The organism is Streptococcus sanguinis (assembly GCF_003943735.1).
Lineage (GTDB): Bacteria > Bacillota > Bacilli > Lactobacillales > Streptococcaceae > Streptococcus > Streptococcus sanguinis_E.
In genome coordinates, this window is record NZ_RJMV01000001.1 from 189,969 (window position 1) to 209,797 (window position 19,829).

18 protein-coding genes and 1 other annotated feature are annotated in these 19,829 nt (G+C 44.3%); of the genes, 6 read left to right on the forward strand and 12 right to left on the reverse strand.

Going from position 1 to position 19,829, the window contains the following annotated elements; translation table 11 throughout:
* Positions 1 to 3: 3 nt before the first annotated feature.
* The 10 genes from D8877_RS01010 to D8877_RS01055 all read right to left on the reverse strand — a co-directional run bounded on the left by D8877_RS01010 (position 4) and on the right by D8877_RS01055 (position 8,869).
* Complete coding sequence (locus D8877_RS01010) at positions 4 to 567, reverse strand: aminodeoxychorismate/anthranilate synthase component II (RefSeq protein WP_125340590.1); 564 nt, start codon at positions 565 to 567, stop codon at positions 4 to 6.
* Positions 564 to 1,922: an anthranilate synthase component I gene (trpE, locus tag D8877_RS01015; protein ID WP_125340588.1), complete on the reverse strand. Its 1,359-nt coding sequence runs from the start codon at positions 1,920 to 1,922 to the stop codon at positions 564 to 566. The genes D8877_RS01010 and trpE overlap by 4 nt, the downstream gene beginning before the upstream one ends.
* A 403-nt stretch (positions 1,923 to 2,325) precedes the next feature.
* Positions 2,326 to 3,507 carry a tryptophan synthase subunit beta gene (gene trpB, locus D8877_RS01020; RefSeq protein ID WP_002919467.1) on the reverse strand — a complete coding sequence of 394 codons (1,182 nt, stop codon included), beginning with the start codon at positions 3,505 to 3,507 and terminating at the stop codon, positions 2,326 to 2,328.
* Between the two features lie 62 nt (positions 3,508 to 3,569).
* Positions 3,570 to 3,799, reverse strand: a binding site (T-box leader).
* A 75-nt stretch (positions 3,800 to 3,874) separates the two neighbouring features.
* Positions 3,875 to 4,414 (reverse strand): VanZ family protein, encoded by a 540-nt coding sequence (locus D8877_RS01025; protein ID WP_125352143.1) that lies wholly within the window; start codon positions 4,412 to 4,414, stop codon positions 3,875 to 3,877.
* Positions 4,401 to 5,489, reverse strand: a complete 1,089-nt coding sequence (rlmN, locus tag D8877_RS01030; protein ID WP_002911938.1) for a dual-specificity RNA methyltransferase RlmN — start codon at positions 5,487 to 5,489, stop codon at positions 4,401 to 4,403. The genes D8877_RS01025 and rlmN overlap by 14 nt, the downstream gene beginning before the upstream one ends.
* Complete coding sequence (locus D8877_RS01035; RefSeq protein WP_125340584.1) at positions 5,486 to 6,067, reverse strand: YutD family protein; 582 nt, start codon at positions 6,065 to 6,067, stop codon at positions 5,486 to 5,488. The genes rlmN and D8877_RS01035 overlap by 4 nt, the downstream gene beginning before the upstream one ends.
* A gap of 181 nt (positions 6,068 to 6,248) precedes the next feature.
* Complete coding sequence (locus D8877_RS01040; RefSeq protein ID WP_125340582.1) at positions 6,249 to 7,292, reverse strand: SepM family pheromone-processing serine protease; 1,044 nt, start codon at positions 7,290 to 7,292, stop codon at positions 6,249 to 6,251.
* Complete coding sequence (gene coaD, locus D8877_RS01045) at positions 7,279 to 7,773, reverse strand: pantetheine-phosphate adenylyltransferase (protein ID WP_002900953.1); 495 nt, start codon at positions 7,771 to 7,773, stop codon at positions 7,279 to 7,281. Before coaD ends, D8877_RS01040 begins: the two co-directional genes overlap by 14 nt.
* Positions 7,763 to 8,311 (reverse strand): 16S rRNA (guanine(966)-N(2))-methyltransferase RsmD, encoded by a 549-nt coding sequence (gene rsmD, locus D8877_RS01050; RefSeq protein WP_002900954.1) that lies wholly within the window; start codon positions 8,309 to 8,311, stop codon positions 7,763 to 7,765. Before rsmD ends, coaD begins: the two co-directional genes overlap by 11 nt.
* A gap of 69 nt (positions 8,312 to 8,380) precedes the next feature.
* Positions 8,381 to 8,869 carry a YcxB family protein gene (locus tag D8877_RS01055; RefSeq protein ID WP_002900955.1) on the reverse strand — a complete coding sequence of 163 codons (489 nt, stop codon included), beginning with the start codon at positions 8,867 to 8,869 and terminating at the stop codon, positions 8,381 to 8,383.
* Positions 8,870 to 9,011: 142 nt separating this feature from the next.
* Here D8877_RS01055 and D8877_RS01060 point away from each other — a divergent pair, with 142 nt between their 5' ends.
* The 4 genes from D8877_RS01060 to D8877_RS01075 are packed head-to-tail and all read left to right on the forward strand — an operon-like array spanning position 9,012 to position 11,751.
* Positions 9,012 to 9,689, forward strand: a complete 678-nt coding sequence (locus tag D8877_RS01060; protein ID WP_002900956.1) for a helix-turn-helix domain-containing protein — start codon at positions 9,012 to 9,014, stop codon at positions 9,687 to 9,689.
* Positions 9,690 to 9,693: 4 nt separating this feature from the next.
* Entirely contained in the window at positions 9,694 to 11,109 is a 1,416-nt protein-coding gene (locus D8877_RS01065) for a Y-family DNA polymerase (protein ID WP_002900957.1), read from the forward strand.
* Complete coding sequence (locus D8877_RS01070; RefSeq protein WP_002900958.1) at positions 11,106 to 11,480, forward strand: hypothetical protein; 375 nt, start codon at positions 11,106 to 11,108, stop codon at positions 11,478 to 11,480. Before D8877_RS01065 ends, D8877_RS01070 begins: the two co-directional genes overlap by 4 nt.
* Positions 11,458 to 11,751: a DUF5960 family protein gene (locus D8877_RS01075; protein ID WP_002900959.1), complete on the forward strand. Its 294-nt coding sequence runs from the start codon at positions 11,458 to 11,460 to the stop codon at positions 11,749 to 11,751. Before D8877_RS01070 ends, D8877_RS01075 begins: the two co-directional genes overlap by 23 nt.
* Before the next feature lie 305 nt (positions 11,752 to 12,056).
* Here D8877_RS01075 and D8877_RS01080 read toward each other — a convergent pair whose 3' ends face one another.
* Positions 12,057 to 12,587 carry a YceD family protein gene (locus D8877_RS01080; RefSeq protein WP_125352145.1) on the reverse strand — a complete coding sequence of 177 codons (531 nt, stop codon included), beginning with the start codon at positions 12,585 to 12,587 and terminating at the stop codon, positions 12,057 to 12,059.
* Between the two features lie 98 nt (positions 12,588 to 12,685).
* Here D8877_RS01080 and D8877_RS01085 point away from each other — a divergent pair, with 98 nt between their 5' ends.
* Both D8877_RS01085 and D8877_RS01090 read left to right on the forward strand, forming a co-directional pair.
* Positions 12,686 to 13,555: an Rgg/GadR/MutR family transcriptional regulator gene (locus D8877_RS01085; RefSeq protein WP_125340571.1), complete on the forward strand. Its 870-nt coding sequence runs from the start codon at positions 12,686 to 12,688 to the stop codon at positions 13,553 to 13,555.
* A 350-nt stretch (positions 13,556 to 13,905) separates the two neighbouring features.
* Positions 13,906 to 15,147, forward strand: coding sequence for an MFS transporter (locus D8877_RS01090; protein WP_125340569.1), 1,242 nt, complete (start codon positions 13,906 to 13,908; stop codon positions 15,145 to 15,147).
* Between the two features lie 131 nt (positions 15,148 to 15,278).
* Here D8877_RS01090 and D8877_RS01095 read toward each other — a convergent pair whose 3' ends face one another.
* Positions 15,279 to 19,796 (reverse strand): glycoside hydrolase family 70 protein, encoded by a 4,518-nt coding sequence (locus tag D8877_RS01095; protein ID WP_125340567.1) that lies wholly within the window; start codon positions 19,794 to 19,796, stop codon positions 15,279 to 15,281.
* Positions 19,797 to 19,829 lie beyond the last annotated feature (33 nt).

The following is a 19,829-nucleotide window of genomic DNA, read 5'->3' on the forward strand; positions in this document are numbered from 1 at the left end:
CCTTTACTTTACTAAGTCAATGAAATTCTTGATAGACGACAAGCCGTCCGGCGTGCCGATACTTTCTGGATGATACTGAAAACCATAAATGGGCAGACTCTTGTGCTGGATAGCCATAATCGAGTTATCATCAGCTGCCCGAGCCGTCACTTCAAAGTCCTCTGGCATCTCCTCAATCAAAATCGAATGATAGCGCATGACTGGCTGCCCATCCTCTAGCCCCTCATAGATAGGAGAATTCCCCTCAAAGCGCAGAATACTTTGCTTGCCGTGCATGACTTTGGGAGCCAATCCTAGCTTTCCGCCAAATACTTCTGCAATGGCTTGGTGCCCCAAGCAAATCCCCAAAATCGGCTTTTTACCAGTAAAATCGCGGATAAGCTCTTCCATCCGTCCTGCATCTGCTGGCCAGCCTGGACCCGGAGAAAGAACCAAAGCATCTGCTTCTTCTGCCGCTTTATAAAGTCCTGCATCATCATTTCGCAAGACCTTAACTTCTGCGAAATTGCCGATATACTGGGCTAGATTATAAGTAAAAGAATCATAATTATCAATCAATAAAATCATTGCATCTCTCCTATCTTGGTCATTGATTTGGCCTTGTTGATGGTTTCTTGGTATTCATTAGCAGGGATCGAGTCATAAACAATACCCGCTCCAGCTTGAACGTAAGCTCTGCCATTTTTCAAAATCATAGTCCGGATAGCAATGGCAAAATCCATATCCCCTGTCGCAGACAGATAGCCAATAGCCCCCGCATAAACGCCACGTTTTTCCTGCTCCAGCTCATAAATGCGCTTCATAGCTCGAATCTTAGGCGCACCCGAAACGGTGCCGGCCGGCAGGGTGGACTTGAGCGCATCCATAGCTGTCAGTTGAGGCAGAAGCTGACCACGAACTACACTGGTCAGGTGCATGACATAGCGGAAATACTCCACTTCCATATACTTAGTGACTTCCACGCTGTTATTCTGGGCAATTTTACCAATATCATTACGCCCCAAATCAACTAACATGCGGTGTTCCGCCACTTCCTTCTCGTCAGCCAGCAACTCCTTCGCCAAGGCTTTATCTTCTCTTTCATCCTGCCCGCGCGGCCTGGTCCCAGCGATAGGATTGGTCGTAACCTGCCCCTGCTTGACAGAGACCAGACTCTCTGGGCTGGCTCCGATAATCTGATAATCCCCGAAGTCATAAAAATAGAGATAGTTGGAAGGATTGGTCACGCGCAGATTGCGATAGTAATCCAGCGGCCTACCAGAATACTCTGCTGAAAAACGCTGACTGAGCACACATTGGAACATATCTCCCTGCCGAATCAAGCTACGCGCTTCTTCCACCATTTTTTCAAAAGCTGTCTGCTCGATATGACTCTGGAAGTTCAAACTGGACAGTTCCAGCGGTGAAAATTCATCTGCCGCAGGCTGCGCTAGCTCAGCCATGATATGCTCCAGACTAGCAGCCAATTCTGCTTCGCTTCTATCACTGTAGAGCGCCTCCTCAACGATATAGACCTTATCTTTTTTATGGTCAAAAACCATGTAACTCTCATAGACGAAAAAGTGCATGTCCGGCGTCCCAATCACATCAGCTGGAATCTGGCCAATCTCCTCATAGAGGGAAATCATATCATAGCCAACAAAACCGATGGCTCCACCACCAAAAGGCAGTTCTGAATGATGGCCTTTTTTTACGGCTAACTCATGCAGAAAGTCCAATGGATCTGCCTCAATCACTTGCCCATTCTTTGTTAAACGGCCATTTTCATAGCGAACTTCAAAGACTGGATTATAGGCTAGGATAGAAAAGCGAGCTGTCTCGCTATCTCTTGGAATACTTTCCAAAATCACCTTGTGGTCGCCCTGAATCCGCATATAAGCCAGAATCGGCGATAAAATATCAGCTGGTAAAATCTTTTGCATAATGTTTCTTTCTATTTAATCAGAAGCGTTTAAGGAGGAACAAACTGCTAGCTATGACCGCATTCCACAAGAACAGATAGCACCTGTCCACTGTCATAACTTGCCTCAGAACTACAGAAAAACGCCCGCACAGTTCATCCTGTGAGGGCGTATCATCGCGGTGCCACCTCAGTTATGGAGTTTTCAGACTCCACATCTCATTTACTTATTTACAGTCATTTAGATCCCTTTTAGTAGAAGGCAGCATACTGGTTTACAGCAAAGCATGCTAACAAAGTAATAAAAGTTCAACTAAATGACAAAATGTTGACTCCAGCAGCCCATTTCATAACTTCTCCTGCCTGTTTACAGCAACCACAGACTCTCTGAAAGGAGAGATATTACTACTCTTCTGCTGGGTATTTTATTTTCGTTTTTCTAGATAGTCAGCAATGGCTGCCACATCCTTGTCTCCACGACCAGATACATTGATAATGATGATTTTGTCAGATGACAATTTCGGAGCTCGCTTGATGGCTTCAGCAATGGCGTGAGAGCTTTCAATCGCTGGCAAAATTCCTTCCTTTTGTGTCAAGAGAAGCAAGGCATCCACAGCTTCATCATCTGTCGCTGCCACGTATTCTACTCGTCCAGAATCTTTAAAGAAAGCATGTTCAGGACCAACTCCAGGATAGTCCAAGCCTGCTGAAATGGAGTAAACCGGCGCTACCTGACCATTTTCAGCAAAGACAGCGTAAGTCTTCATACCGTCCACTACTCCGACACTTCCCTTGGTCATGGTCGCCGCATGCTGGTCTGTATCAAGACCCCGTCCAGCGGCTTCAACCCCCACTAACTTAACTTCTTCATCCGCCACATACTGAGAGAAAGCACCGATAGCATTGGATCCACCACCTACACAGGCAATGACATAGTCTGGCAAGCGGCCTTCCTTGTCCAAAATCTGACGGCGAGATTCTTCACTGATCACCTTTTGGAACTCATGGACAATCGTTGGATAGGGGTGAGGACCGACAGCTGACCCCAAGACATAGAAGGCTTCCAAATCATTCATCCAAGCCCCAAAGGCCGCATCCACAGCATCCTTGAGAGTTTTGGTGCCTGTTTCCACTGCGTGAACAGTCGCTCCCATCATTTCCATGCGGAAGACATTGAGGCGCTGACGTTCTACATCTTCTGCTCCCATGTAAACATCGCACTTCATACCAAACTTAGCTGCTGCTGCCGCAGTTGCCACACCATGCTGGCCAGCTCCAGTTTCAGCAATGACCCGGGTCTTGCCCATGCGCTTAGCTAGAAGAATCTGCCCCAAAACATTATTGAGCTTATGAGAGCCCAGATGATTGAGATCTTCCCGCTTTAGATAAATCTTAGCTCCGCCCAGATGCTGGGTCAGACTTTCTGCAAAGTAGAGCGGGGTTTCCCGACCTGAATAATCCGCCAAATAATGTCGGTATTCATTTAAAAATTCTGGGTCATCCTTATACTTCTCAAAAGTCGCTTCTAATTCATCCAGCAAGGCTTGGATAGGCTCCGGTACGAAGGAGCCGCCGAATTGTCCAAAATATCCTTTAGTTTCTGTCATCTTGATTGCCTCTTTTCTTTATTTTCAAGCAAAACAAAAGCCCACACACAGAAAAAACTCTGTGTGAGGGCGTAAAATCGCGGTGCCACCTCAATTATGGAGCAAAGTATAGACTGCCTCCATATCTCTGTCTTGTCTAACAACAAGCTGCACTGTAAGGTGTGCTCACCGAATTTTTATTGCTTCAAATTCATTTTTTGCATCAGCCCACTTCATAATCTTCCACTGCCTGTTTCCACCAACCACAGACTCCCTGAAAGTAGAAAAAATTATTACTTTTCTGATGATTTATTTTATTATAGGCCTTTCCCTTTTTCTTGTCAAGAAAAAATTTATTTTTTTCTTCTAAATCCGAACCTTTCGCTCGCTAATCTCTTTTGAAAGCGTCGCTTTGACGATTTTTCCAGATTTTCTGACCAAGCTGAAATGCCCGCCAAGCCAGATAACCACCCAAAGTATTGGTCCAGAGATCATCAATCTCAAAGACTCGATTGGCGTTAATAAGAAGGTCTAGCAGAATCTGAGTCACTTCGATAGACAGGCTTATCCCAAAGCTCAGCCATACGACCTTCTTTGTCTTCCGCAACTTCGGAAAGAGGCAAAGCAATTGAAAGATTAAGGGTGACAGCAAGAAGATATTGGCTAGATTTTGGATAAAGACCTTGACCAGCTGGATCCAAGAAGTAATCTCGCCAATATTGACAAAGGAGTTAAAAGGGATTAACAAAACCACTATTCGGCCAAAATACTGGATTCCCGGCGTTTCCATTCCCGGCTCTGGAACCTGAGGAATAAAGCACAGAATGCAAAGCATCAAGAAATAGAGCCAGCTTCCCCCTACCAGCAATCTCCGTCCCTTAGCAGTCAGCTCACCGGCTGAAGTCAGGTAGTTCTTAAGGCTGAACATTTTCTACCAATGCTTTCTCGCGATCACGCTTCATAGTATTGGAACGCAGCTGACCGCAGGCTGCATCAATATCTGTACCATGTTCCTGACGAACCACACAGTTGACTCCATTTTTCTTGAGGGTATCGTAGAAGGCCATCACCCGCTCTTTGGGACTGCGACTGTATTGGTCGTGCTCGCTAACTGGGTTGTAAGGAATAAGATTGACATAAGACAGCTTCTTAATGTTCTTGAGCAGCTCAGCCAGTTCCTTGGCCTGCTCTACCCCGTCATTGACTTCATTGAGCATGATGTACTCAAAGGTCACTCGGCGGTTGGTCGTCTCAATATAGTATTCAATAGCTGCAAAAAGCTTTTCGATAGGGAAAGACCGGTTAATCCGCATGATGCTGGTCCGCAGATCATTATTCGGGGCATGGAGGGATACAGCTAGATTGACCTGCACACCTTCATTGGCAAAGTCACGAATCTTATGAGCCAGACCTGATGTCGAAACCGTGATATGGCGGGCTCCGATAGCTAAACCTTTGTCATCATTGACCGTCCGGACAAACTTGAGCACGTTGTCATAGTTGTCAAAAGGCTCGCCGATTCCCATAACCACGATATGGCTGACCCGCTCATCCTGACCACGCTCGTCAAAATACTTCTGAACCAGCATAATCTGAGCTACAATCTCACCGTTATTGAGGTCGCGTTGCTTTTTTATTAAGCCAGAGGCACAGAAGGTGCAGCCGATATTGCAGCCAACTTGGGTAGTCACACAGACAGAAAGTCCATAGTGCTGGCGCATGAGCACGGTCTCAATCAGCATACCGTCCGGCAGCTCAAAGAGGTACTTGACCGTACCATCAGCTGACTCCTGAACAATGCGCTGTTTAAGCGGATTGACGACAAACTGATCATTTAGCTTGGCAATCAAGTCCTTGGACAGATTGGTCATCTCTTCAAAAGACTGGACCCGCTTGCGGTAGAGCCACTCCCAAATCTGGGCAGCACGGAATTTCTTTTCTCCCTGAGCTTCCGCCCATTCGATCATTTCCTGACGCGTTAAGCTATAAATAGATGGTTTCATTTTTCTCCTTTATTCTGGCGAATCACAAAATGGCGATTGCTGTCTTTTTGCTTTTTCTGCCTATCTTGCTGGGAATTGTTGCGAGAGCGTTTATTGTCTCTTTTAGAGCGGCTGTCTCGTTCTCGCTCACTTCTGCGATTGCGGTTGCTCCCAGAACGGCTATTGCGAGAACGTTTTGACCGACCTTCTGTCTCTTTCTTGCCATGCGATTTTTTATCAAAGGAAGCACGCTGGGGATTTGGATTTTCCAAGACAAAATAAGCACAGCCATAGCTGCAGTACTCCAGCAAATAGTCTTCTAAGCGACTAATCTTCTCATCGCTTTCATTAGCCCGCTCGTCCTTGTAAAAACCACGTAGGCGCAGCTGCTCATTGCCCCAGTCACCGACAATATAGTCAAACTTAGTGAGAATTTCTGAAAAACGCTGATGAAAGGCCGTCAAGTCAAAGCCTTCCTTATAGTTCTCAATCAATTCAAACTCGAATTTTTCTGCAACAATCTTGCTGTCAATCTGTTTAAACTCCGGTCCTGGGAATTTATTATAATTATACAATTCAGGTGAAATATCTTTACGCATACTCTTCCTTTAACGTTCTTGGATAGTTTATCTACAACACTTTATTTTATCATAAATCAGCCAGTATTTCGCGGACTTTTCATCAAAAATATCTTTCTGAAAAAAGTCAGACGATTTAAAGTAAAGAAGGCTAGATAACTTTGTCTACCTCACAAGAAAAATCTTAGCAAAAGCTAAGATCTTACTTGTTCTTTTTCAGATAGTCAATGGCGTCCTGCAGTGTTTTAACTGGAACAATTTTCATATCCGTTTTAATCTTCTTGGCTGTCTCCAGAGCCGTTTGGTAGTTGTTTTTCCCATTAGGAGAAAGCTTCTTCTCTTCCTCTGTCAGTTCATTGTTCGGTGCAAAGAAGATATCTGCTCCGCTTTGGGCCGCTGAAACAACTTTCTTATCAATTCCGCCGATTTCGCCAACTTCACCTTCCCGACTGATGCTTCCGGTCCCTGCAATATCGCGGCCATCACGAAGGGTCGGATCAGCCAACTGGGTATAAATGGCGAGGCTGAACATGAGACCAGCACTAGGACCGCCGATACCCTCAGTTGAAAATGTAATCGGAATATTACTGCTGACTTCCGTCCGGTCTATCAGACTAATCCCAATCCCGTTCTTACCGTTCTCCAGCTTGATAATCTTTCCGGTTGCCGATTTCTCCTGACCATCTTCTTGGAAAGTCACCTTGATTTTATCCCCAAGCTTCTGCGAGTTGACATACTTAACCAGCTCCTCAGAGCTTTCAAATGTCTTATCATTGACACCAGTTACCGTATCAGCAATATTGAGAACTCCCTTGAAGGTTGAGTTATCAGCCACCTGCAAGACATAAACTCCCAGATAGTCCATTTTAATTTCTTTACCAGCTGTCGTCAACCCCTGATATTTAGCCATATTTTGCGATGTTTCCATGTAAAATTGGTTGATCCGATTAAACTCATCGTCTGTGGAGCCCCCCGTCATATCCTTAGCAGAATAAATATCTGTAAAAGGGGTCAGCCAAGCATAGACCAGATGAGCAAAGGTTGCCTGCTCTACTCCGACCGTCACAAAGTTGTAGGAACCCGCTTCCTTGTCAGCCTTATTATCAACCAGCAAGACCTGCCGAACATCCTCGGCACCACCAGGAACTTCTATATAATAAGGCAGACGAACCCAAAAAGCTGCTATACAAAAGGCGATAGTGACGCCAATGAACGTCGGCCATAGATACTTCTTAATTCTTTTCATCGTTGATTCTTTCTAATTCTTTGATTACACTTTGGGGCACATAGGCCGCGATATCCTGCTGAAAAGCAATCAGCTCACGAATACGTGATGAACTGATATACTGATAGACCGGCTTGCTGAGTAAGAAAATCGTTTCTATTTCTCCCGCCAATTCCTGATTGAAAAAGTTCATATTGGCTTCATAGTCTAGGTCTTGACTATTGCGGAGACCGCGTACAAAGGCCTTGGCTCCTAGTCTTCTGGCCACTGTCACTGCTAGCTCATTCTGAGAAGTGATTACCTCGACATTATCCAAATGCTGCAGAGCTTCTTTGACCATGCGTTCTCGAGCTTCAATCCTGAAAAATCCATACTTTTCCCGATTATAGAAAATTCCTACATAGAGTTTATCAAAGAGCCTACTGGCCCGCTCGATCAGATCTACATGTCCCTTAGTGATTGGGTCAAAAGATCCTGTAAATAATCCTATCTTATCTGACATACACCGTTACCTTTGAAATTCCATATATCTTCTGCTTCCAAATGCCTAGCCCTGCAATTTCTTCCGGCAATTCCACTTCCTTGTCTGTCTCACAGACTACCAGGACATCTTGACCCAAGAGCTGGCGCTCCTCTAGCTTCTCAAGGTCCTCCACAATCTGCTCCTTGGCATAAGGCGGGTCCAAGAGAACCAAGTCAAAAGACCCTGTCAACATTTCCAAGGCTCGGCCAGACTCCATCTTGAGCAAGTCAAAACGTTCCGGCTCCTTGGTCATCTGAATGTTCTCTGAAATAATAGCCTGAGCTCTACGATCCTTCTCGACTAAGACAGCTGCCTCCATACCTCGCGAAATAGCTTCAATGGCCAAACTCCCGCTCCCAGCATAAAGATCCAGCACCCGACCGCCGTCAAAATAGGGACCAATCATATTAAAAATTGCCCCCTTGACCTTATCGGTCGTAGGTCTAGTCGTCTTGCCGTCCAAAGTCTTGAGGGGCCTACCCCCGTATTTACCTGCAACAACTCTCATAAAAAACATTATAACACACATCGCACAAGAGGCCAATTTTTTGAAAACTTGACAGACAAAAAACAGAAGTGCCCCAAATTAGAGACTTCTGTTTTCTTTTAGTTTTAGTAAAAAATCAATTAATTCAGGCTGACAGTCTGCCTTATCCAAGATCAGCCCCATTGACCGGCCAACCATGATATAAAAAGTTTCTGGCTTGTCTATAATCGCCACAATATCTTGATAGTCAAATCTGGCATTGTTATTCCGATTAACGACACGAAAGTCTGTCTCATAGAAGCTAAACTCCTGCTCTATATCATGCCAGAGGGGGTTGCCTCTATAAAACTTTTTAATATGTCGATTCATGGACAGATAGTAAAGAAAAGGAAGGACAGCCACAGTAACAAGAAAAGCTACGCCTGGTAAAGGTTCCCCGATAAAAAAACAGATTGCACCGCATATCAGCACCACTATCTCAGGGAGAATCAGTGAGAAGATTCCATTCTTTTTATACCAAAAATTGGTCCAAGCGAAACGGCGATAAGCTTCTTCTGTCATGATCGTTTTTGCTGTCATAGGAAACATCTCTCTACCTCCAAGTCATATTCCTCCCTACAGTTTACCACACTCTTGATGGAAATAACAATATTCAATAAAGAACTTGCTTTTCTCGATTTCATCTGGTATACTATACGTAACTTTTAAAACGTTACATAGGAGGTGTGATATGTTTTCGCATGAAAAATTAAAAAAACGCCGGCTGGAGCTTAATCTGGCACAGGCTTCCATTTACCAAGAGCTCGGAATTTCCAGAAAGACGTACTCTGCCTGGGAAAATGGCCTAGCAGAACCCCACGCAAAAAATCTCAGGAGGTTGGCCACCTGTCTCAAGGTCCAAGAGAACTACTTTGTGGATGAGACCAGTACGCTCTACACCTACCCTTTACTAACCCCACCGCATAAAAAGGAAGTAGACCAGCTAGCTAGTCAACTCCTAGAGAGACAGCGCAAGGTTAGCTCTCTTACAGCCTATAAAGTTCTATCCGTTGAGCTAGCTGCAGGTCGCGGGCACAGTTATTATGACAATGAGACAGACTACGAAACTGTCTACTTTGATCAAGACATCCAGCACGACTTTGCATCTTGGGTCTCTGGGGATTCTATGGAGCCCAAGTATCCAAATGGCTCTGTTGCCCTTATGAAACAGACAGGATTCGACTACGATGGGGCAGTCTATGCTCTCATGTGGAATGGCAAGACCTATATCAAAAAAGTCTATCGTGAAGCTGAAGGTCTACGTTTAGAGTCTATCAATCCTGACTACGAGGATCTCTTTGCTCCCTACGAAGACCAGCCTAGCATTGTTGGTATCGTAGTTGGACATTTTCTGCCGATTGAGGTATAAAACTATGGTCCTATTTGATTATTCACGCGAGCCTCGTTCAGACATTGCTTTTGTGGATATGAAAAGTTTTTACGCCTCTTGTGAATGCATTGCCCTCGGCCTTGACCCTTTAAAAACCTCGCTCTGTGTCATGAGCCGAATTGAAAATTCTGCCGGACTGATACTAGCTGCCACCCCTCTCTTTAAAAAGAATTTCGGCAGCCAGAATGTCAGCCGAAGCTATAATCTTCCTTTTGATGTTCACACCCGCAAGTTCAACTATGCTGCTGCCCGCAAGCAGGGACTGCCGATTACAGCAGATTATGTGCGCTTTATTGAAGATGCGGCTCAAAAGACCCTATTGGTCCCACCTCGAATGAACTACTACATCCAGAAAAATATGGAAATCCAAAAAATTTTCCAGGATTTCGCAGCTCCCGACGACATTTTCCCCTACTCAATCGATGAGGGCTTCCTAGATTTGACAAGCTCTATCAACTACTTCATTCCCGATCAGACGCTGGACCGCAGGACCAAACTGGACCTGCTGGCTGCCCGCATTCAACAGGCTATCTGGAAGAAGACCGGGATTTATGCCTCTATCGGCCTGAGCAACGCCAATCCTCTTCTAGCCAAATTAGCCTTGGACATTGAAGCCAAACATACAAAAAAGATGCGGGTCAACTGGTCCTATGAAGATGTTCCCAGTAAGGTCTGGACTATTCCAAACATGACTGATTTTTGGGGCATTGGCCACCGAACGGCCACTCGTCTTGAGAAACTAGGCATCCACTCCATTTATGATTTAGCTCACTTTAACCCCGATATTCTCAAAAAAGAAATGGGGGTTATGGGTCTGCAGCTTTGGTTTCACGCTCATGGCATTGATGAAAGCAATGTTCACAAGCCTTATCAGGTCAAGTCGCATGGACTAGGGAATTCGCAAATTCTCCCCCGAGACTATAGACAGCAGGCAGAGATTGAGCTTGTTTTCCAAGAAATGGCTGAGCAAGTCGCCATTCGGCTCAGACGGTCTGGTAAGAAGTGCCAGTGTGTCTCCATCTATGCCCGCTATTCCAAGCAGGAGCGCCTGCCTTCCATTCATACACAGAGAAAAATTGAGCCTACCAATAACAGCGATCGATTGGCTCAAATCGTCGTTCAGCTTTTTCGTTCTAAATATCAGGGCAGGGCTATCCGACAGATTGGCGTTTTTTACAGTGACTTTGTCGATCAAGCTTATGGTCTGATTTCTCTCTTTGATGATCCTCTGCAAATTCAAAAAGAAGAGGAGCTCCAGCTGACGATTGACCGCATCAGAGATCGCTTCGGATTTGCCTCTTTGCTTAAGGGATCGGCCTTGCTGGACTCCTCCCGTGCCATCGCTCGAAGCAAGCTAACAGGTGGCCATTCAGCTGGAGGGCTGGAGGGCTTATCATGACCGACCGCTCCTACCTCCCCTACCAGTCGGCTCGTGACTTTCAGGATCGAGGCATGGCTAAGTGGGCTGGCTTTTTCCTCTCTGAACACAGCACTGCTCTGGCCAAAAAAGAACTAGATATCAGTCGCCTGACCCAGCTTGACAGACAGGAAAAATTCCACTTACTCAACCAAGCTTACAGCCAGCAAGTTCCCATCCGAATCACCTTTCTTAATCAGGAAAAGCTGATCGACGTTACTGCTACCGTCTTTCATCTGGACTGCAAGCAAGTCCTCCTGCAGGAAGGTGACCATTACAAAGGCCTTGCTATCCATCAGATTCTTTCGATACATGCTTCAGGAGGCGTAGATGACCACTCAGAATGTACATGAGGAACTTCAATTCGACTATTTTTCCCAGAATTACTATCAATTTCAAGAGGATTTTTATCAATTTTCCAATCTTCCCCAGCCTCTAATGGTCATGGAAGACGACATCCTACTCCACATGGCCAGCCGCCAAGCCTCTTATTTCAAACTCTCCAAGACCAAAAGCTTGGATAAAAAGGAACATTACTTCCACTTTACCGTCAGTCGACCAGACCAAGCAAACCGACTCTGCATTTACCACTATCAAGGCCAAACAGAAGATATAAATCAATAAGCTCCCAAACTGAGTCTGGGAGCTTATTGTATAGGGCTGGCCATCTACTAGTATCTTCTCAATTATTTCTTGCTTTAAGTCAGGGGAATAATATTGAAGATTTGGGCCAGCTATATTGTATTGGAGGTCAATCTGAACCCAAGAAACGCCATTCTTTTTAGGTTATCTATTCAGTTCATTTGTATAAACTAATTTCATACCAAAAACACCCCAATCGTTAGATTTTCTGTCTAACTTTTGGGGTGCGGGTCATAACAATTTATCTTTTCTTTTATTTTTTATCGATTTCACAATTTTTACAAGAATTATTCATCAAACAGTCCTTGCAAACCAGCGAAAGGATTGTTCTTCTCTTTTTGAGCTTCCTGAGCAGCGGCAAATTCCTCTTCCGTCATAACTTGCCAGTCCTGACCTGACAGAAAGCCTTGGCCGGCTTCTTCCTCAGCTGTTAGAATTTTCAGCGGGATATTCATCAGGATATTGTCAGCTACACTCTCGGCTACATTAATCTCGCCATTTTCAATCGGCAGCACCAAGTCCTGATCAATCATATCCTGCGATGCGGCCTGTCCTTCTTCCATGAAAATTTCGTTGACTAGATAAGACTCCTTGAGCTCCACCGGCTCCATGCTGCGACTGGACGTCAGAGTGATGGTATAAGACAGGTCATAATCCAGAAAATAGAGGCCGTCTTCATATTGAACCTTTCCTTTGGCTACAATATCCTGAACATCTAAAATCTCAGGATTGCGCTCTTTTAACTCCTCTGCCAAGTCCAGCTTTTTCTCAAAGGTTAAACCTTCTGGATTCTTTCGAATTTCTTGAATATGTAACATAAGTTCCTCTTTGTTTTTTTCTTTTATTATATCATGTTTGAGCGCTTCTCTGTTATTGAAAATTATTTTGTTATAATAAAATACAAGGAGGGAAGACAATGGAACATCTAGGACAGGTTTTTAGATTTTTTTGCGAGGCTAGGCACATCTCTTTATCCGAGGCGACTGGTGGAGAATTTTCAAAATCTATGCTCTCTCGCTTTGAAAATGGGCAGAGCGAACTGACAGCACAGAAACTTTTTAGCGCGCTCAGCGCCATCCGAACGGAGATAGAAGAGTTTACTGTTGCAGCGGGCATCCAAGATCATCATTCTCACAAGGAGCTCTTAAGCCAAATTCAAGACCTGTTGCAAGCCAATCAGCTTGACCTCTTAGAAGAACTTTATCTGAAAAAAGAAAAAATCACTCAAAAAAGCAAGCGCGCTAGCGATTGGGTTGAGCGCCTAATTGTAAAGGCCTATCTCTGTGCCCTTAAGGAGTCAGAGAAGGCCAGCCCAGGCGAGCTGGATTTCCTGCATGATTACCTTTTTTCAGTTGATATTTGGGGTCGCTACGAGCTCAATCTCTTCTCTGTCTGCACTCCAGTTTTATCTCTAGATTTGTTTTCCCAATACACCAAAGAAATCCTCTCAAGAAAGGATTTTGCAGCCTTATTTGCCAACAATCGCAACACCCTGCACACTACTTTTCTTAATGGATATTTGCTGGCCATCAGTCAGGAAAATATCACCCAGGCAGACTATTTCCAACAAGTCATTGAGCGACACTTTTACGAAGAAAATGAGACATACTTCCGAATTGTCTATCTCTTTGCTCAGGGAGAGTTGATCTGTTTGAAAGGGAAAACAGAAGAGGGGCTCACTCAAATGAAGAAAGCGGTCGATATTTTTCGAATCTTGAACTGCCAACATAGCGCCGACTACTATCAAGACACACTTGATACTGCTTTTCAAAAATATAGTAAATAATGCAAATCTCCACTTTTAAACTCAGCGATTTTGGGTTTGAAAGTGGATTTTTTTGATCCTACTCAAGCTCCACTTTTCTGATTTAAAAGTTTCTACCCAAAAATCCGTTGAATATATGCAACATTTCCTGTGTCTTAGATTTTCTATTTTATACTAAAAACAGAAAGAGCTAGCGCAAGTCACTTCCAAAATTTTACCACTTACTTATGATACCTAACCAGTTGCCGAAAAGCCCTTTTTTTTTGGCTTTAAACGGTCTATAATGGTCATCAGAAAGAGAAAAAAAGCTAGATTACAGATGTGCCCAATAAGCTTTTATACACTCTTGTCGTTTAGAAAAGGAGTCTACGATGAAATTATTCTTTAAAAATGGGGTCTATGCCTCACTCAGCCTTTCCCGAATCTTCAACACCTTGGGAGCTTCTATTTTCAATATTGTTTTTGTGGTATTTGCTTCCAGCATGCCCAATCCCAAGTTTGCTATTGCTGTGGCTAATTTTATCGTCCTAGTTCCAACATTCTTTACTATCTTTGCCGGCATCAAAGCTGACAAGACCGTTCATAAGGCTCGTTGGCTGATTCATTTTGGTTATCTTCAAGCCCTGCTCTTTGTCCTTGTTGCCTTCATGACTCGCTCCAGCTCTTATCTAGCCTTCTCAGCCGTCTGCTTGATGAATATCCTTTCTGATATCATCAGCGACTATCGGAGCGGCTTGCAAATGCCGATTTTGAAAAAGAATGTTCCAGAGAAAGACCTTATGGAAGCCTTCTCTTTTACCCAGCTTATCAGCTTTCTCTGCAGCCTGGCCGGACAAGCTTTGGGAGTTTGGCTCCTAACCGTCAGCCAGCAAGACTTTTTCCTAGTTGCTTTGGTTAACGCCTTGACTTTTCTCCTATCCTCCACCATCCTCTACCTGGTACGTCGTCGATTGACCCATGACCCAGTGGCAATTTCTGAGAAAAAAGCCCCTCTGAAGGAAGAATTGAAGAAAATGTACACATCGTCCAAACTGATCTTTGAGCAGGAAGGTTCTAACAATTTTCTCAAACTACTGGCTCAAATCTTGGTCGTCAACGCTATGGCAGGTTCTCTTATAGCTCTTTATAATCTCTACTTGCTGGACAACCCCATCTTCCAGCTATCCTTTAGCCAGTCTCTCTTGGTTCTTCAGACCACTCTTGTCCTAGCAATGATCGCAGCCAGCCTGACTCCCAATGATTACTTTAGCCGTCTCTCTCTAAATCAACTAACCCTCTGCGCTGCTCTTACCATGATTCTGCTTGCTGTCAGCAATTTCTTGCATCTGCCTGTTTTCGTCGGCATTGCTTTTGGATTTTTACTAGCTTATATCTCCGGCAAGATCAATCCCAAAATCAACACCCTCTTACTGAGCAAACTGCCTTCTGATGTTCTCGCTCAGACTTCCAGCTTTCTGAGTCTGCTCTTTTCTTTCTCTGTTCCCTTTGGTACTATGGTCTTCAGCAGCCTAGCCCTCTGGAATATGAACGCTAGCTGGCTCATCTTCAGCATTATCGGTGTAATTGCTCTGCTCCTATCTATCGAAGAAAAGAAAGATGTTAAAGAAATGTGATATATTCAATCTTGTTTCTAAATTTATTTTCCCAGAAGATAGCAAAAAACGATAACTTCCAAATAAGAAGTTATCGTTTTTGTGTATTAGAAAGCTAAAGATTAAGTTTCATTTAGCCTACTCTATTACTATTAGTTCCAGCCGAAGCGTCTGCCTCTACCATTGCGGTCAAAGTACATCCAGCTTCCATCTTCCAGCTGAATCCATTTATTGCGCGCCATTTCACCTGAATTGGCATCAAAGTAACGGTTAGCACCATTGACATAGACAATCTTACCTTTGACTTGCTTGCCATTTTGGTCGAAGTAAAGGGTTTGTTGACCAATCTTCTGAAGACCTGTCACTGCTTTACCAGACTGATCAAAGTAATACCATTCGTTCTTGGCACCTTCTGCAAACTTGCCGACTGCCATTTCTCCTGAATTAGCATCGAAGTAACGGATAGATTTATCATCCAGAGTTACTACTTTACCTTTGACTTGCTTGCCATCTTGGTCAAAGTAAAGGGTTTGTTGACCAATCTTCTGAAGACCTGTCACTGCTTTACCAGTCTGATCGAAGTAATACCATTCGTTCTTGGCACCTTCCGCAAACTTGCCGACTGCCATTTCTCCTGAGTTGGCATCGAAGTAACGGATACTCTTGTCTGCAAGTGTCACGATTTTACCCTTGACTTGCTTGCCATCTTGGTCGAAGTAAAGTGTTTGCTGACCAAGTTTTTGAAGACCTGTTACTGCAACACCATCTGCTCCGAAATAGTACCAGTCACTTGGATTATCACCTTGGGCAAAGCGGTTAGCAGCAGCATTACCTGAATCCTTATCAAAGTAACGAAGTTTACCATCTTTGGCACGCGCAATCTTGCCCTTGACTTGGTAGCCATTTTGGTCGAAGAATTGCTGATTGCCGCCCATGGTTACCAGGCCTCTAGCCATGACACCCTTGGCATCAAAGTAACGCCAGTTTTGGCCATCAGTAGTGTAGTAACGGTTGAGAACTTGGGCACCAGTCTTATCGTAGTAGTACTGATTGCCGTTTTCATCTTCACGGAGCGAGTCACGCAGCTGAATACCATTCTTGAGGAAATAAACTTGCTTGCCATCAATTTCATGAGCACCTGTTGCTAAATAGCCTCGTTTATCGAAGTAATACCAATTTCCATTTTCATCTTGGATAAAGGAATTTCTAGCTTGATAGCCACTAGTTGAATAGTACTTAGTACCACTAGCATCACTAACAAATCCTGTGTAGGCATTCTTATTAACTAATTGTTTAGGCAGTACCATCTCACCATTCTTGTTGTTGAGATATTCGTTGCTAGCCCAGTCTTTAAGGACATAGTAAGCACCACGACCCAAGATATTGGTACCGTTGAAGTGTTTAGCAGACCACTTGGTAATCTTCTCATCAGTCGTCATCTTTTGACCGTTGGAAATCTGTACTCGTTCAAAGATTTCTGGATATTTAGCTTTGAGTTCATCCAAGAATGCTCCACCATACTTGCCTTGATAGTCAGTACCATTCGTTTTAGTATTGGCAACGTAAAGATTTTCCTTGATTTCTGCGCCTTCACGGTAGGTTCCGTAGTTGTTGACACGAGTTGCTGTTACCACTTCCTTGCCTGGCAGGTTGTAGATTTGGTCTGGCACCCAGTCCGCAATGGCTTGGATATTGACACTGTGAAGAGCACGGAGAGCATTGAGCAGGTCATCTAAAGAACCATATTTATTGTTCTTGCTCATAGCCATATCATAGCGGTCTTCAAAGGCATAACCATTCTGGATGATAGAGTCTAGGAAAGTACCGTCTTGGCTAGATACATACTGAGGTGGCAGCTCAAATGAAGTCACTCCCCATTCCTTGAAGAGGTTGACATTTTTAGCAATGACTTTATTGGTATATTGGTCATCACGAGTTGCAAAGTCTTGGAAGTTAGAGAAGCCTTCGTAAATCAGCTGAGAATCAAGAGCAGGGCTAGATTCGTAAACCTGACCGCTGGCATTTTTCTTCTTGCTGGCTGTTACACGAGCATCCTGATCTGCCTTAGCACCAACTGGTACCCAAACAGCCAGATAACCAGAAACTTGGACATTGCTGTAGCCAGCGATATCGTTCATATCAAAGGTCAAAATACCATTGGCATCTGTCTTCTTCCAGAGGGATTGAGGCACTTCTTCGTCAGTTAAATAGCGGGAAATACCATCTTTAGTCGTCAGGAGCACAGGACGGTAGTATTGATTCTTATGGGCTGCTCCCATATTGACTTGCAGTTTATCCCATTCGTTCAGTTTCAGGTTCGGGTTATTAGAAGCAATAACTGCCATCCCTTGGGTACGAGTTTCTGCTGTACCTTCATCTGTTGCTTCGTTGGCACCAGTACCGTAACGAACAGAAGTCAAAATACCATTGTAAGACCATTTATCAGCCTCACGAGGGACACCCATATAGGTGACTTTCATGTCCTGACCACCAGCTACATACTTAATCCGAGCACGCAACAGGGCATCGATAGCGTCGTGGTAAGGAGATTTTTTCTCCATGTATTGACCGTCATCTGTATAGAGATCACCATAGTAGACCCGAGTGATAGAGTCTTTGTTGGAGAGCATGAGAGCATGAGCAGTTGGGATATTGAACTGCGTATACTTCTTGTCTGCCTTGCGCATATCTTCGTTGTAGATCTTGAAGGCTTGCTTGAGCTCATCCATGGTAAAGGTCAAACCATCCGTGTTTGGATTGATATTTTCTCGGATGATGTCAGCAATAACGGTTTGCACTTCACTATCATGAGCCCGAACAAAGATATAGTTGGCCATCCGCTCGCCATTTTTCTTTTCAGTAGAACGGTCATTCAGACTATTCGTAATCGTTGGCTCTACACCACTACGGATAGAAAGCTTACGCATGAACGAATAAAGCAAGGACAGACGAAGCTTATTATCAATCGGTAATTGAGCACCCTTGGTGTCTTTGTTGTAGTCAGGGTCGTTGTCAGACCAAGCTTCCAAGATAGACAGATGCTTGATGGCTTCTTCTTCACTTTCTCCAACCTTGTAGCGAGACTTGAAGTAGTCAGAGGCAATTTGGAGCAAGTCCGCATTGACATTATCCACCGCATCGACACGGACTCCGTCAAAGTTAGCAGTCGGATCATTGGCTACGATGCTTCCAAAGTTCATCATAAAGTGCAGCCAGTTGAGTTGCTCAGCCTGAACAGCTGGATTAGAGTTGTCAAAGTCGTTAGCTAGCAAGAACTCATAACCACCATTTGACTTGTCAATGAAGTACTTAGGTGTACCAGTTTGGTTGGTAGGTGTGCGGTTAAGGATGCGGTACTTAGAATTAGCATGAGAAGTCTTATCACTATTGGTATAAAGCAGAGCTCCGCCTTGCAAGTGGTCCTTATTAGTACCAGTTGTTTCAGACTCTGTCTTGATATTCCAGTTTGGCTGAGTTTTGACAAATGAGCCCATCAGTGTTCTCAGCCATTTAGTATCGCCTTCTTTACCGATTCTTTCTTCGATTTTGCGCTGAACCTGCTGAGAAGCACCTGTCAGGATAGCTTGTTCCACTTTGTTTTCAAAAGCTCCTGCTCCCAGACCTTGCTGGTTCATATAGTTGAGATAGCTAACCTGCGTTTGCTTATCAGGCCACCAAGCCATCAATAGGGGACGCAAGTCGGTCTCTGTAGACTGAGTCCATGTTTTTCCATCCTTGAGGATAGCTTTTGGACGATACCAGCTATCTGCTGTCAAATAGCCATCTACTGTTTCGATGTCCTTGTCCGTTGTACCATGGAAGGCATTCATTCTGGTAAATTCATTGTTGAGGCTGCTAGTACCTTGCTGGAATTGATACTCAGCTGAATCAATCAGTGCTCCAGTCTCTGCATCGAAATAAAGAATTTTTCCATTGAGCTCAACAGCGAAATTCTTTTTAACTGTACCGTCGTCCTGAACATAGTATTTCTTGCCATCAATGGTCTTGATGTGAGATAAGACATCATCATCATGCTCAGCATTAACAGGCGCTGCTTGATCTTGAGCAGCACGCATTCTTTCAGCTATCGCTCCCTGTCTTTGAGCCGGTTCTGGCAAACGATCTTTCTTTGCAACCCTTGGATTTGCAACAATCTTGTCTGTAACAGTCTTCTTTGCTTGTTTGTCAGCAGTTGCTGGACTTGCTTGTCTATCCTGAGCAATTGCTGCAGTTTTAGCAGTTTCTGATGTTGCATTAGCCGCTTTTGCTTCTTCAGCAACGGCCGCCTTTTCTGTAGTTGCTGCTTCTTCTACTGCCGGCTTAGCTGGCTCTTGAGCATCTGTTTGAGCTGTCGCTTCCGTATTTGCTGCAGTTTCAACAGTTTTTTCACTGGCTACAGCAGCATCAGTCACCTTGTCTGCAGAAGTTGATTTTTCTGCTTCCAGCTGAGAAGCTGAGTTAGCTTGTACTTGAACTGGCTGCCCTGAGCCACTATCCTGAGCTGCAGCTGGTTCTTGAACTGCCACCTGCTTAACATCATCAGCGTGGACAAGACCTGCTTCGAGACCAAGTACTTTTGGCGCTACGATAAGTGCTAAGGTAGTCACACCGATGGCTACCCAGTTCTTCTTAACTTTATGCATCTTATAATGAATTTTTTTCTCCATCATAAAGCCTCCTTCTGAATTTGGTATAAAGTTATA

Coding starts and splice junctions, on each gene's coding strand:
- D8877_RS01080 (WP_125352145.1), bottom strand. CDS start 12,587: ATGTTACATATTCAAGAAATTCGAAAGAATCCAGAAGGTTTAACCTTT.
- coaD (WP_002900953.1), bottom strand. CDS start 7,773: ATGTCAGATAAGATAGGATTATTTACAGGATCTTTTGACCCAATCACT.
- D8877_RS01025 (WP_125352143.1), bottom strand. CDS start 4,414: ATGTTCAGCCTTAAGAACTACCTGACTTCAGCCGGTGAGCTGACTGCT.
- D8877_RS01090 (WP_125340569.1), top strand. CDS start 13,906: ATGAAATTATTCTTTAAAAATGGGGTCTATGCCTCACTCAGCCTTTCC.
- D8877_RS01010 (WP_125340590.1), bottom strand. CDS start 567: ATGATTTTATTGATTGATAATTATGATTCTTTTACTTATAATCTAGCC.
- D8877_RS01065 (WP_002900957.1), top strand. CDS start 9,694: ATGGTCCTATTTGATTATTCACGCGAGCCTCGTTCAGACATTGCTTTT.
- D8877_RS01085 (WP_125340571.1), top strand. CDS start 12,686: ATGGAACATCTAGGACAGGTTTTTAGATTTTTTTGCGAGGCTAGGCAC.
- rsmD (WP_002900954.1), bottom strand. CDS start 8,311: ATGTTTTTTATGAGAGTTGTTGCAGGTAAATACGGGGGTAGGCCCCTC.
- rlmN (WP_002911938.1), bottom strand. CDS start 5,489: ATGAAACCATCTATTTATAGCTTAACGCGTCAGGAAATGATCGAATGG.
- D8877_RS01035 (WP_125340584.1), bottom strand. CDS start 6,067: ATGCGTAAAGATATTTCACCTGAATTGTATAATTATAATAAATTCCCA.
- trpE (WP_125340588.1), bottom strand. CDS start 1,922: ATGCAAAAGATTTTACCAGCTGATATTTTATCGCCGATTCTGGCTTAT.
- D8877_RS01075 (WP_002900959.1), top strand. CDS start 11,458: ATGACCACTCAGAATGTACATGAGGAACTTCAATTCGACTATTTTTCC.
- D8877_RS01040 (WP_125340582.1), bottom strand. CDS start 7,292: ATGAAAAGAATTAAGAAGTATCTATGGCCGACGTTCATTGGCGTCACT.
- D8877_RS01060 (WP_002900956.1), top strand. CDS start 9,012: ATGTTTTCGCATGAAAAATTAAAAAAACGCCGGCTGGAGCTTAATCTG.
- D8877_RS01095 (WP_125340567.1), bottom strand. CDS start 19,796: ATGATGGAGAAAAAAATTCATTATAAGATGCATAAAGTTAAGAAGAAC.
- trpB (WP_002919467.1), bottom strand. CDS start 3,507: ATGACAGAAACTAAAGGATATTTTGGACAATTCGGCGGCTCCTTCGTA.
- D8877_RS01070 (WP_002900958.1), top strand. CDS start 11,106: ATGACCGACCGCTCCTACCTCCCCTACCAGTCGGCTCGTGACTTTCAG.
- D8877_RS01055 (WP_002900955.1), bottom strand. CDS start 8,869: ATGTTTCCTATGACAGCAAAAACGATCATGACAGAAGAAGCTTATCGC.